Here is a 14,184-nt window from a genome sequence, read left to right on the forward strand (position 1 = left end):
TCACTCAGACCTTACTTCTTTAGCGCAACTACTTTATAAAATGCTGGCTTAGGCTGATTATTTCGGTCGAACAACAGCGGGTAGCTGGTTCTTCCCCGAATAGGCCAGTTGTTCAGCCAACTGTCGCCGTCGTTGACGCCCCAGAACGTAACGCGGGTGACCTTATCCTTGTGCTTAAGAAACAGGTTAAACAGCGCTTCGTAATCGGCGGCTAACTGTTGCTGAACTGAGTCAGGCAGGCCGTTAGGATACGGATTCGATTCGGCATTGGCAGTCATTCGCTGGCTTACCTCGGCCCCTTGGAAGTTGCGGGGCAGCACTTCAATGTCGAGTTCCGTAAACATCACCTTCAGACCCAGCGCCGAATACTGAAGGATACTTTCCTCAATGTCTTTTAGAGGAACTTTGCCTAGGTGCCAGTGTCCCTGAATGCCTACCCCATCAATTCGAACCCCAGCATCCTTGATCTTTTTCACGAGGGCCAGGCAGCCCGCGCGCTTGGCCGGTTGCTCATTATTGTAATCGTTGTAATACAGTTCAGCGTTAGGATCGGCCTGCTGCGCCAGACGGAAAGCTTCAGTTACGAAATTGTCGCCAAGGTGTTGCAGAAATACGGACTTTCGCATCGTGCCATCTTCATTGAGTGCTTCGTTAACAACGTCCCACGAAAACACCTTTCCCTTGTAACGTCCGGCAACGGTTTTGATGTGCTCGGTAAAGAATGTGCGGATGGAATCGGAGCTTTTTATCCCGCGAATAAATGGCGGTAGCTGACTATGCCAGACCAGCGTATGCCCGTTGATTTTGATATTATGCTTTTTTCCGAACGCAACGAGCCTGTCGGCCGGCTCGAAGTTATAGGTATCCCATTTTGGATGAATAGGCCCGGATTTCATGATGTTTTCGGGTGTGACCATGTTGAACTGGCGCACAATGAATTCGGTCATCTGCGGGTCTTTTTCGTCGGACTGGGACATATTCAGCGACGTACCGATGCCGAAGTCTTTCTTGAAGGTGTCTTTCAGCGAAGGGATGTTCTGGGCGAAAGTGCTATCTGGCAACGTCAGGCTGGCCAAAAAAGAAGCAACCGCACTTAGCAAAATGACTTTTTTGTGTGATAACATACGGGTATGCAGGTTGAGTGATAATAAAACCTGCAAGGTCTGAGAGACCTTACAGGTTTGTTGGTCTTTTATTTAAACAGCACCTGGCTAAACATCATCAGATCGTGCCGCCAGACGGGCCAGGTGTGCCCACCGGCATATTCGCTGTAGGCATACTTGACACCCATCTCGTCGAATTTTTTCATCATCACCTGACAGTTCTGGTAAGCGATGTCTTCCTTGCCCCCCATCGAAATCCAGAAGTTTTTCAGATTGCTGTTAATGGTACTGGCATTGTCTTTCATGAAGGCATACTGCGGGTCGGTGAGTTTGGGGTTGTTGGCAAACCAGCCCGAACTGAACACACCCAGCGAGGAAAACATATTCGAGTTCTTGATACCGGCGTAGAGCGTCTGTAACCCACCCATCGACAGGCCCGCGAGCGCCCGATTTTTTGCGTCGGTTTCCACCCGAAAATTGCTTTCCACGAAGGGGATGGCCCCCTGCTTGAGTTCGTTTTCAAAGGCCTTCAGTACGTTCTCGTTGAATCCGGCCAGGCCGCCGGGCATGTTCATGTTGCCGTCGAGCATCACAATTACCATCGGCTTGGCTTTTTTCTCGGCGATGAGGTTGTCCAGAATGAGATCGGTACGGCCCTGGGTGGACCAACCGCGCTGGTCTTCGCCCCCGCCGTGCAGCAGATACAGCACCGGATATTTCTCGGTCGATTTGTCGTAGCCCGGTGGCGTATAGACGTACATCTCCCGCCAGGTGTTCGAGGCTTTCGACAGGTAGCGTTTGATGCGAATATCGCCGTGGGGTACGTCGCGCATGGCATAGAAACCACTTTCCCGATCTGGAATTTCGATACCGCTGGCCATTCGGCCCATGCCGTAGAAGGTTTCACTGGCGGGGTCGACAAGCGCTACACCGTCGATGAGCAGCGAGTAATAGTGAAAACCGCGGCTGATGGAATCGGTCGTAACGTTCCAGAAACCGGCCGTGTCTTTCACCATATCGTATTTCTTGCCCAGGTCAATCTGCACCTTCTTGGCATCCGGCGCTTTTACCCGAAACACAACCCGGTTGTCGGGTAAAACCTGCGGGTACTTCGCGTTACGTATGTTCGTGGCTGCGGGTGTTCCCAGAACCGTATACTTGGTCAGCGATGCGTTGTCGACCGGTTTGAAGAGAAACTGCGAGAACATGTACAACCCGTTTTTCCATACCTTGAAATCGTGGCCGCCCGGCTCAACGTAGTAGATGTGCGGTACGTTGTTTTCATACAGGTAATCGTGCGTGCGCTTGCTGAACGTAATCAGGCCGTCGGCGTCACCGCACGAAATCCAAAGCAGTTTCAGTTTCTTCTTCGCGTCTTCGGGGTTGGGCACCAGTTCCTGCGGGGCTTTCGTGTTCGGGGCCGACGAGAAACCACCCACCCAGGCAAACCGATCCAGATTGCCGAGTCCGAAGTTCAGCGATTGTCCGCCACCCATCGATAGTCCGGCAACAGCGCGGTGTTCACGGTCGGTCAGGGTCGAATACTTCTTCTCGACGAACGGAATCAAATCGTTGAGAAGGTCTTTTTCGAACGTAGCAAACGCTTCCACTTTCTCACGGTCGAAGATGTTGCCAACGGCGCGGTCGTCTTTCATGGCCCGGCCGTTGGGCATCACTACAATCATCGGCTCCAGCTTTTTGTCGGCGTAGAGGTTGTCCAGAATGACCTGCGGGCTGCCGCCTTTGAGCCATTCTTTTTCATCGCCCCCGATACCGTGAAGCAGATACAGGACCGGGTATTTTTTCTTTTTGGAGTAACCCGGTGGCGTGTACACCAATGCTTTCCGTCTGGTGCCTACGGTTTTGGAGTCGTACTGGACCGAATCGAGTTTACCCGTAGCGATACCGGTACGGACCTGGTCGAAGCCTTTGGGTGCTTCTTTGTCGGCGGGTTGAGCGTAACTGCTACCGCAGAAAATGCCGAGCACTGTCGCTAGTATAAAGAGTCGTTTCATACTTTTTAGATTGACTGGTAGCCCATTTAGACCACCAAAGATTCATTTCTTGAAAATCAGGCTGGCGTACTGGCGCAGCGACCGACGCCAGGTCTGCCACTCGTGCGACGTACCCGGCGACTCATAATACACGTGTTTGATACCCGCTTTTTCCAGGGCTTCATGAAACCCTTTCACGCCGGTGTACATTCGCTCGGGTTCTTTCGTACCAATGCTCACGTACACTACTTTCATTTTCTTGTTGAACGCGTCGGCATCGGCCCAGGCTCCGTTGTAGGCCTGTTTGATGTCGGCACCTGGTTGCAGACGCCCCGCTCCGCTGAACCCACCGATGTACGCAAATTTATCAAGGTTGGTCATGGTTGTCTGGAAGGTCTGGAAACCACCCATCGATAGTCCCGCCATGGCCCGGTTATCGCGGTCAGTCAGTGTACGGAACGATTTGTCAATCATCGGCACGACTTCCTTCACCAGCACCTCGGGGAACACATTGCTGTTCATGCTAGCCGGACCGCTGACGGTTGTACTGGCAGGTTTGGTGGGGTCGGTGGCATAACCGCGTTCCATTACGACGATCATCGGTGTCGCTTTTCCCTCCGCAATCAGGTTATCGAGGATGAAATTCATCTTACCCTGACCAGGCCAGCCGGTTTCGTCTTCGCCCGATCCGTGCTGTAGGTAAAGCACTGGGTACCGCTTTTTCGGGTTTTCGTCGTAACCGGGCGGGGTGTACACGTTGGCTCGGCGCCAGGCTTTAGTCATATCGGAATAGTAACTGACTGAGCGCACCTGACCATGCGGCACATTTTTGGGCTGGTAATACTCCATGTCCTTATCTGGGATGTCGATGCCGCTGGCCATCCGGCCCATGCCATAAAAGGTCTGACTCGATGGGTCACAAACCGGAACACCGTCGATGATCAGGGAGTAATAGTGGAAGCCCTCCACGATGGGGTCGGTGGTTGCGGTCCAGAAACCGGCCGTGTCTTTCACCATATCATACTTCCGGCCCAGATCCATCTGTACTTTCTGTGCTTCCGGGGCTTTCACCCGAAACATGACGCGGTTGTCAGGCAGAATCTGCGGGTATTTCTGCCCTGGAATATTGGTCGATGCCGGTACGCCCGCGTCCTGGGCCTGAACGCTACCTGTCAGCAGCGCAGCCCAGGCAATCAACGTGATTAGTGTTTTCATGAAAAGGTTGGTATTGGGTTAGTTAACGGGACTGCGGGGTAATGATCTGATACTTCCCGCTCAGGTGCATGAGCCCAAATAAATACATCAGCCCATCGTAGTACGGATCAAAATAGCCATCCTCGAACGGCTCCAGTTTTGCTTTCCATAAGGCATGCACAAAGTCGAGACTGTTCTTCTCTTTGTTGACAAGCGACAGCGTAGCCGAGGTAGACACCAGCCCAATCGAATGCCGAAGCTTTTTTACCGGCCCGGCCTTTAGAATAAATTCTGGCCGGGAACCGTCGAGGTTGAACTGATCCTCGTAGGTGTCCATCCCCTTTGAGCGAAGAAAGTTTTGAAAGCGTTTGGCGTAATCCTCCTGCCAGGCTTTGTCTTTACCGTACCAGACGTAATCCATTGAAACGTTCATCGGTACGCGCCACGAGTCGTAGCGAAAGGCCGATGGCGACCAACGGGTGTCGTGAGGTTTGCCACTGAACTCAGTATAGTCGGCATTGAGGCCTGTTACCGGATGGCAGGCCCGGTGCAGAAACACCCGCGACGTATCGGCACATTCTTTATAGAACTGTTCATGGCCGTCTTTGGCATACAAGGCCCAAACCTCATAGAAAGCGGGCAAATGGTACGACGGGTCAGTCCAGTTGTACATGCCGCCTTCGGGGACAAACGTAATCTGCTTGTGTTCAGTATTGATGAGGTTATAAATGTTGCCGGTTCCGTCTTTCTTCCACATCGCATCCAGAATCCGCCGGGCTTCACCGTAATAATTTATGCCGGTATTGTTGCCCCATTTGTTAGCGGCAAATAACAGGCTGGTGATGTAGTACAACTCCCCATCCGAAGCCGACCCTTCCGCATTCTTCTTCATCGTCTGGGGGTTGATGCTCCAGGCAAAGTAGGCTTCGCGCGGACCGCTCTGGTGTTGCAGGTACTTTTTCGACCAGCGCCAGATGCGGTCAAATACGTCTTTCTTGTCGAGCTGCACGGCGACCATCATTCCGTACGAAAGGCCTTCAGTTCGGGCATCTTTGTTTTTGACATCCGATACGTAGGCCATAGTATCACCTACCTCGAAATAGACTTTGTTCGGTCCTTCAAAGATGTCATGATAGGCTTTCGCCACTTTCGCGTCGATGTCGGCCTGTTTATAGCCCGCTTCCCGAAACAGATTTCGGTAGGCAGGCTGATTTGTCTTTTTGCTTTGCCCGAAAACCGTAATCTGACTGCTACAAAACACAGCAAGCATCAGCCACAAACTGAGCGTACTCATTCGTTTCGTTCGTAATGATCGTACCATGATACCGGTTGAATTGTGTTTTTTGTCATCCCGACGTCAGGAGGGATCTTCGGACTAGGCTAAAACCAGCTACCGAAGATCCATCCTGACGTCGGGATGACAAAAACGTCCTTACTTAAACAGCAAAGGGGCAAGCTCATGCAGGCTGCGACGCCAGGTCTGGAATTCGTGGGCGGTGTTCTCGGAAACGTATGAAACGGCATTATATCCGGCGGCCTTCAGATCAGCAGCTGATTTTTTCACGCCATCGGGCCGTTCCTTGCTGCCGCAGCTAATGAAAACCAGCTTCGGTTTGGCCTTGCCGTTGAGGTCTTCCGGCGCGTAGACACCCCCGCTGAGGAGACCGTAATATCCAAATGTTTCCGGCTTGTTAAGCGTAATCATTTTGGTTTCCATACCGCCCATCGACAGCCCGGCCATAGCCCGGTTGTCCCGGTTATTCAGCGTGCGGAAATTGGCATCCACGTACGGAATCAGTTCATCGACCAGCACCGTCTGGAATGGGTCAATTTTGAACTCCCGGATTTTACCAAATTTCACTTCGTTGGTCATCCCGTAGGTCATCACAATGATAAAAGGCTTGCTTTTACCCTCGGCAATGAGGTTATCCATAATCAGGTTTGCGTGTCCCTGATTACTCCAGGCCGTTTCGTCTTCACCCCAGCCATGTTGTAAATAAAGCACCGGATATTTTTTCGACTTCTCTTTCTCGTAGCCCGGTGGCGTATACACGAACGCCCGGCGTGGGGTACCCGTACTTTTTGACGGGAAAAGCACCTGCTGGACATGGCCGTGGGGTACGTCTTTCAGAGCGTAAAAATCCTGGTCATGGGCGGGTATTTCGATGCCACTTTCCCACCGAATCGAACCGTAGTAATTCTTGGCACCGGGATCATTGAACTTCCCGCCGTCGATCGTTACGTTGTAATAGTGAAAACCTTCGTCCATTGGCCCCGCCGTAGTCCCGTTCCAGAATCCGTCGTCTCCTTTAGTAAGGATGGTCCCTCCGCGGCCTCCTAGCCCCAGACTTACCCGAACACTATCGGCCAGGGGAGCCTTTATCCGGAATCGGGCGTAACCCTGTGAATTGACCTGCGGGTATTCCTGCCCCGGCTGGTTGAGGGTAGATGGTTTGAAATCCTCGGCGATAGCTGGCTGACTGGCCTGCCCTAAACAGGCTACACTGGTGAGAGCGACAGCGGACAGAGCCGCTAATGCATTACGAATCATTTTTGTTAAGGGTTTAAAATTTGAGAATTGAAAAAGATGACTTCCTAGGGACGTAACGTATTGCGTCTTTACTTGAATATCTCCTGTAAGGTGGTTGCCAGATATTGCTTGCAGTTCATCCACGTATGTCCGCCGGGAACGATATAGCTTTTCGTCCGGATTTTCTTCTCTTCAAACATGGCTATGTTCTTTTTCACCGGCTCATACAGAAAGTCTTCGGTGCCTACGCTGATGGTAAATAGCTTCAGTTGGTTATTGATCTTGTTGGCGTCCGGCGACCAGTTTGTGAAGTTCTTCTGAAACTCTTCGGTCGCCGTGAAGGGCGCGTACGAACAGATGTAAGCAAACTTATCGATGTGCGTAAAGCCAATGTTCAGCGTCTGTCCGCCCCCCACCGAGAAGCCCGCTACGGCCCGGCCTTTGGGTTCTTTAATGACCGGGTAGTTAGCTTCAACGAACGGGATGATGTCGTTCGCCATGTCTTTCGTGAAATCAGGCATGGGAGCCGGGCGGACATTGCCGTAGGGCATCACAATCAGCATCGGTTTCGCCTTGCCCTGGGCAATCAGGTTGTCGGCAATCAGGTTGGCGCGGCCAACTTTGGTCCAGGTTTCTTCGGTGTCGGAGCCGCCGTGAATCAGGTACAGCACCGGGTATTTGGTTTTGCCATTCGGGTTGAAGCCCGGTGGAGTGTACACCAGCAACTGCCGGGTTGTGCCCAGCGTACCCGATTTGTAATAGCGGTAGCTGATTTTGCCGTGTGGTACGTTCTGAAGCGAATGCACCAGCGGCTGATCGCCAGGAATGTCGACGATGCTGCGTTTAAAGCGTTCGTTGGCGAAAATGTAGGTGTTGCTCGGGTCGGCCATCTGCACGCTATCGACCTGGAAGCTGTACGGATAAATGTCCGGTTTAACAGGAGGCACGGTTACGCTCCAGATGCCCGACGTATCTTTGGTCATGGCAACGGGCGCTTTCAGGAACTCACCGCTCAGCGTTACTTTCTTCGCGTTTCGGGAAAAATACCGGAACGTGATACTATGGTCAGGGTGCACATCGGGCGAGCTGATGGCCGGTGGCCGCTGTTGCGCCCGGGCCGATAACGCCACTACGGTGAAGATGGCTATGAGGTATGTAATGCGGTTCATGGAAGAAGGCGTTTATTGTTGGAATAGCAGGGGCGTCGTGGCGGCAACGTACGTTTTTACGTTCATCCAGGTGTGGCCCCCGTCGGTAATCAGGCTTTTGAAGTTCACCTTCTTCGCCTTTAGGTAGTCCATGAACTCCACGGTGCCTTTGTACAGAAAATCATCACTCCCCACGCTCACCCACAGTAATTTAAGCTGCTTGTTGGTCTGTTCGGGCTTAGCCACAATCTGGCTGAAATTGCCATCCATCTCCTGGGGCGACAGGTACGAACTATACGCGCACACCCACGCAAACTTGTCCATGTGGTTGAAGGCCGTGCGGAGCGTTTGCCCACCCCCGCGCGAAAAGCCACCGATAGCCCGGTTGTCCCGACCCGGAATAGCCCGGTAGCTTTTCTCGATGTAAGGAATGACGTTACTGACCAAATCAGTCGTGAAATCATTAGCTCGTTTCACGGCATCGGCCCCATCGCGCACGGTCGGGTCGGCGGGCTTACTACCGCCTTTTTGCTCGGCTATCCGCGCGGCTATGTTGCCGTAGGGCATCACGATGATCATGGGCTTGGCTTTACCTTCCGCAATCAGATTGTCCAGAATCAGGTTGGTTTTGCCGACTTTAAAGAAGGTTTCTTCGGTATCGGTCGTACCGCTGATGAGGTAATAGACCGGGTACTTCTTCGACGCTGACTGGTCGTAACCGGGTGGGGTATAGACCACCAGCGAACCCGTGGTTCCTTCAATTGACGGATAATACTCGTAGTTAATAGAGCCGTGGGGTACGTCGCGCATGGCGTGAATCAAGGGTGTATTGCCGGGCACATCGACCAGGCTGGCTTTGAACCGCTCGTTGGGGAAGAACGCTACGTTGGCGGGGTCCATGACCGTTACGCCATCCACCCGGAAGCTGTAGGGGTAGATGTCGGGTTTAACTGGACCTGTCGTTACGCTCCAGATTCCCTGCGCATCTTTGGTCATGGCAACGGGTCCTTTCTCGAACTGCGCGCTCAATTCTACGGCTTTTGCCTGCGGAGCCAGATAGCGGAACGTAACGGACTTATCGGCGTTCACCTGGGGTGACACCACCAGCGGACCACGGGGTGGTTGGGCCAGTATCAGGCCGTGTGCGAGTAGTATTGCCCAGAGGAACAATAAGCGTGTACGTGTTTTTGTAATCATGGTGTTGAATGGATGATGACACTAGTGACAGTGTCAGGTTTAGGGATAGGCAATGATTTACCGGAACAACTTCTGGGCGATCGTTGAAAGATAGAGTTTACAATTCATCCAGGTATGGCCACCGTCCGAGATCAGGGTTTCGTGCTTGATTTTCTTTTCATCGAGCACCTTCAGATAGTCGTTGATAACCGGATACAGCATATCCTCTTTACCGACACCGATCCAGAAGAGTTTTAGCCGTTGATTGGTCTGAGTGGGGTTGGCAAAAGCGGTAGCGTTGTTACGGTCAAACTCTTCTTTCAGCATACCCGGTGCAAAGCCGCAAACCCAGCTAAACAGGTCGGGATTGTTCAGGCCCAGATAGAGCGTCTCCCCACCTCCGCCCGAAAAACCGGCAATAGCGCGGCTGTCTTTATCTTTCTTTACGCGGTAATTTTTCTCGACAAATGGCATCAGATTACCCATAAAATCTTTCTTGAACTCCTGTAGATTATCCCAGTTACGGAGGCTCCCCGACGATTTACTGATGACTGGATACGCTCGTCCGTAAGGCATCACGATAATCATGGGTTTGGCTTTCCCCTGCGCAATCAGGTTGTCCAGAATGATGTTGGCCCGGCCCACTTTGGTCCAGGTTTCTTCCAGGTCCGTTGTGCCATGTAGTAGATATAAGACAGGGTACATTGTTTTGGTATCCGTTTCATAGCCCGGTGGCGTGTACACGACCACGGGCCGCTGCCCAAGTTCGGCGGAGCTATACATGCGATAAGACACGGTGCCGTGCGGTACGTTCTGAATGGTATGTACCAGTGGGGTAGCACCCGTTATTTCGACCAGGCTGTTCTGAAAGCCTTCGTTTGGGAAAATGGCTGAGTTTTTGGGGTCAGCTACCGAAATGCCATCGACCTGGAAGCTGTACGGATACATATCGGGCTTGACGGGGCCTGTCGTTACGCTCCAGACACCCTGCGCATCTTTGGTCATGGCGACGGGAGACTTCTCAAACTGGGCGTTCAACTTTACGTCTTTGGCAGCCGGGGCCAGTAAACGAAACGTGACCGAATTGTCGGCATTAACCTGTGGCGATACCACCGTTGGTCCGCCGGGCGGCTGGGCCGTTGCCACACCAAGCAGACCGAAGAGGGCACCGGCAAGCCATATTCGGCGGATTAATTGTTTGTTCATAATTAGTTATGGTTTAGGTGTTAGTGTGTAGAATCACTGGGTAATAACATCGATCTCTGCATAGCCTGACGCTGACCCATCCTGTATGTTTTTCAGGGCGCGGAGTTTGATGTATCGAGCCTTGGTAGGTTCAAACGATTTGGTTTGCCAAACCGGACTGTTTTTGATGTTCGAGAACTCGCCTTCGCTCACGCGTTTCCAGGCCGCGTTATCGGCGGATACCTCAAACTGATAGTGGGTAATAATGCTGGCTTCTTCCCACCAGTTCTGAGCGGGCAGGTAGCGGAAACCGACCATATTTTCTTCTTTACCCAAATCAATGATTAAGTCGGCGGGCATCGCCTGGCTTTTGGGTTGCTGCCAGGAGGTGCTGGGGTTGCCATCCAGCGCCTGATAAGCTGACTTAGCGTCGGTATTCAGGACTTTCCAGGCCGAGCGGGCAACGTCGAATTTTTCTTCACTAGGTACGCTGCTCTGCTTCGTGAATCGGTTGTAGGCGATGGCTTTGACGTCTACTTTGCCGGTACCAGTTTGTACAGGGGCTGTGTACTTGCTGGATGATGCAGTCGGCGTACTGCCATCGAGAGTGTAGTACACGTCCGACTCAGTGTCGCCGGGTTTAATATGCAATTCACCCGTTTGGTTGCGGGTGATGACGGGGGGCGATAGAATCAGGGGGGCATTGTAAACAGCCAGATTCGAGATCAACGGACTGCCTTTGGCATCCAGGATAGTCAGACGCAATTGCGTGGCTTCGACGGTCGGAAACCGAAGTATACGCTTATAGCCAATAGTCGTTTGTTTGGCCAACTCCTTCCAGTTGCCATCGACCAACGCTTCGACGGTAAACGCTTTAACCCGTTGCCCCAGGCGAATGGGCTCCTGCACCAGGAACCGATTGAACGCGGTGGGTTTGGCAAACTGGAGCGTCAGCGATGCACTGCGAACGGCATCATCCGTAGCCCAGTAGCTTTCCGGGTCGGCATCAATGGCTTTACTCGCACTGTAGGTTGCGCTTTTTTCGCGAACTTCGGAGGCTGTCGCACGAGCGTTTTTAGCCAGATTAACGGCAAACGCTTCTTTTGTCGCTTTGGCAAAGGCCTGTACGGCTTGTTCGTCTTTTCCGTGAATCAGACCGTTGGGCATGATTGGGAAATTGAGCAGCAGTGTCCCATTTCGGCCGATGGAATTGTAATACGTATCCATCAGTTGGGGCAGCGTTTTCACCTTTCGGTCTTCGCGCTCATGGTAAAACCACTCGGGGCGGATGGACGTATTGACCTCGCCCGGTACCCAGGCATTGCCATTTTCAACCCCATGGCGCAGTTGTTCCTCTGGTACGTCGCCGGTCGCGTTCAACAAGCTCCAGTTGGTCTCACCGACATATCCAGCCTCGGTACCTACCCAGCGAAGGTCAGCCCGGTCGCCCCCGTCATTCCAGATCACGATATTGGGCTGGAGCTTCCGCACCAGTTTGTAGGTATTGGGCCAGTCATAATACGTCTTCGCGTCGATTTTGCGCGTCTCGTTGGCTCCGCCATAATAACCCGACCCGCCGTTGGCTCCGTCGTACCAGACTTCAAAAATGTCACCATAGTTCGTTAACAGTTCGGTCAACTGGTTGCGGAAATACGTAATGTATTCGGGTTTTCCGTAGTCGGCATGGTTCCGATCCCAGGGCGACAGGTACACCCCGAACTTCAGGCCGTATTCCTTGCAGGCATCAGCCAGTTCGCGCACCACATCACCTTCTCCGTTACGCCAAGGCGCATTTTTGACAGAGTACTCGGTATAGTTCGATGGCCAGAGGCAGAAACCGCTGTGGTGTTTAGCCGTAAAAATAATGCCTTTCATCCCGGCCTCTTTACAGATCCGCGCCCACTGCCGACAATCAAGCTTCGTCGGATTAAAGAGCTTCGGATCTTCGTTGCCGAGCCCCCAGGCCATGTCGGTATAGGTGTTGATCGAGAAATGGATGAAGGCGTAGTATTCCATTTTTTGCCAGCGCAGCTGATTAGCGCTGGGCAGCGGTCCAACGGGTTTCGGCGGGGTTGGCTGGGCAAATCCAGTAAGGGCCGTTAGCAGAAAAAGCGTCAGTCGAATATATATGGAGCAAGGCATAATCATGTTGGGTACGCGTTACCAGGTCAGTTGTACAAACGATACACCCTGCCGGGGCAGATCGAAGGTGAGCGTCGTTTTTCCGTTGGCGACGGCTTTCGAAGTTGGAGGAGCCAGTTCCTGTAGCTGCCCCGCTTTTTCCAGTGTCTTATACTGATCAGCCGACACCTGTTGCGGGCTGCCCATCGACTTCCACGTCTCGAACGAGTTGCTGTGCTGGTCATCTACCCGGTAGTGACGTACCTGCACCTTATTTTTAGGTAAGCCATTAATGGTCAACTCAACCGGCGTTGCCGGCCCTGTCACATCATCATCGTGGTAATTCCACACCATCACGCAGATCGAGTTTTCGTTTTTGCTGGCAATGGCGTTGACGTCGTAGGCGGTCCGCACACCGTTCGCGATGATGCTGGCGGCATTCAATCCGTTGTTGGTTTGAACCGCAACGCGCTGGCCACCCATCTTGCCGAACATGCGGAATACGTTCAGCACAGGTTTATCGACACCATTCGTAGCCAAATCGCGGAAACCGGCAAACCACGGCTGATCTTCAAATTCAAATGACCAGCTCACAGCCCCGCGTAAGTTCACCTTGTACTGATCCATCAACTCGTAAATGCGGGCAAACGACGAAGCTGTGTAGCTGGAATACATCGTGCTGTTTCGATAGCCGTATTTCGGGTCGCGGGTAACGGCGCAGGCGGCACAACCCTCCGGATCACATTCACCGATGATGATGGGTATGTTTTTGAGTTCCGGAAACGAGTTAACCGTTTCGAAAGCCCGCTGAATGTCTTTCAGTTGTACCCCCATATTCATCCGAATATGCCCGTCGACAAACTCGGGGTTGCCTTTGGCGTGAAAACCGATGTATTGCAGGGGCGTCCCCGTTTTTCCGGTAGCGTAGTTCTTACCCCGCAGGCAATGCTCAATGAACCGGGTGAGGTAACTGTACGCTTTTTCGCTCCGTGGACTGGTTGTGTGCGGTCCACCGATGGTGCATTCGGGGCAGGCCCGTTTCAGGCCATCGGCGGCATAATCGTACGTCTTGCAGTACTCGTCGAACGTACCTGACCAGTACCCAATATCCGGCTCGTTCCAGACCTCCCAGAGCCAGCTTGTCACCTCTTGTTTGCCGTAACGGTCGATGCTGTGCTTTGCCCACTGATACACCAGTTCCCGCCATTTGTCGTAGTCCTTAGGCGGGTAGGTCCAGCCCGTCCATAAGTTGCCACCCTTGCTCCAGGTGTGTTCGTACGGTTCGGGTTTAGACGAGAGGTCTTTGGGCATAAACCCAATCTCCATAAGTGGCTTCATACCCCGCTTCACATACGTATCTACGATGCTATCGACCACCGTCCAGGTATAGATGGGTTTACCGTTCGCATCTTCCCGGTAGGCATCCGTGAAGCCCCACTTGAGGTCTGGACCGGGACTATTGCCTTTGGAGGTAAGCAGGTTGTGCGCCCGAACGTAGACCGGAACGGGGCTTAGCTGCTGAAGCTCGGTAAGTAACTTCTGGCCGTCTTTGCGGGTAGTATAATTCGGTTCGTCGTACCCAAAAAACGCCCAGAAAGGCTTCATCTCGCCAACGGGTTTTGCCGCATCCACCCGAATCGACACGGGCGTTGGTTGTCCGAAAGCCATCCGGCTGCAAAGCAAAAGAAAACAAAGTAAGGGGAGACGATTCATGGTTCAGGAAAACAGCGGCT

10 protein-coding genes are annotated in these 14,184 nt (G+C 52.8%); all 10 read right to left on the reverse strand.

Translation table 11 applies throughout. The annotated features are described in order from the left end of the window. Positions 1-11: 11 nt before the first annotated feature. On the reverse strand, positions 12-1,124 hold the full coding sequence (locus ACYVIY_RS23265; protein WP_460978832.1) for an endo-1,4-beta-xylanase: 1,113 nt from the start codon (positions 1,122-1,124) through the stop codon (positions 12-14). A 68-nt stretch (positions 1,125-1,192) separates the two neighbouring features. Further along, entirely contained in the window at positions 1,193-3,118 is a 1,926-nt protein-coding gene (locus tag ACYVIY_RS23270; protein WP_460978834.1) for an alpha/beta hydrolase-fold protein, read from the reverse strand. A 42-nt stretch (positions 3,119-3,160) separates the two neighbouring features. Further along, positions 3,161-4,312, reverse strand: a complete 1,152-nt coding sequence (locus tag ACYVIY_RS23275; protein ID WP_460978835.1) for an alpha/beta hydrolase-fold protein — start codon at positions 4,310-4,312, stop codon at positions 3,161-3,163. A 22-nt stretch (positions 4,313-4,334) separates the two neighbouring features. Beyond that, positions 4,335-5,585, reverse strand: coding sequence for a glycosyl hydrolase family 8 (locus tag ACYVIY_RS23280; protein ID WP_460978837.1), 1,251 nt, complete (start codon positions 5,583-5,585; stop codon positions 4,335-4,337). Positions 5,586-5,723: 138 nt separating this feature from the next. After that, positions 5,724-6,842: an alpha/beta hydrolase-fold protein gene (locus ACYVIY_RS23285; RefSeq protein WP_460978839.1), complete on the reverse strand. Its 1,119-nt coding sequence runs from the start codon at positions 6,840-6,842 to the stop codon at positions 5,724-5,726. Positions 6,843-6,910: 68 nt separating this feature from the next. Continuing rightward, positions 6,911-7,990, reverse strand: a complete 1,080-nt coding sequence (locus ACYVIY_RS23290; RefSeq protein ID WP_460978840.1) for an alpha/beta hydrolase — start codon at positions 7,988-7,990, stop codon at positions 6,911-6,913. Positions 7,991-8,002: 12 nt separating this feature from the next. Further along, complete coding sequence (locus ACYVIY_RS23295; protein WP_460978841.1) at positions 8,003-9,166, reverse strand: alpha/beta hydrolase-fold protein; 1,164 nt, start codon at positions 9,164-9,166, stop codon at positions 8,003-8,005. A gap of 57 nt (positions 9,167-9,223) precedes the next feature. Beyond that, the gene (locus tag ACYVIY_RS23300; protein WP_460978842.1) at positions 9,224-10,351 is read right to left on the reverse strand and encodes an esterase; all 1,128 of its coding nucleotides are present in this window, start codon (positions 10,349-10,351) and stop codon (positions 9,224-9,226) included. 33 nt (positions 10,352-10,384) lie between these two features. Next, positions 10,385-12,472: an alpha-L-fucosidase gene (locus tag ACYVIY_RS23305; protein ID WP_460978843.1), complete on the reverse strand. Its 2,088-nt coding sequence runs from the start codon at positions 12,470-12,472 to the stop codon at positions 10,385-10,387. An 18-nt stretch (positions 12,473-12,490) separates the two neighbouring features. After that, positions 12,491-14,164, reverse strand: a complete 1,674-nt coding sequence (locus ACYVIY_RS23310) for a GH39 family glycosyl hydrolase (RefSeq protein WP_460978844.1) — start codon at positions 14,162-14,164, stop codon at positions 12,491-12,493. Between the last annotated feature and the right edge of the window lie 20 nt (positions 14,165-14,184).

The organism is Spirosoma knui, assembly GCF_054780635.1.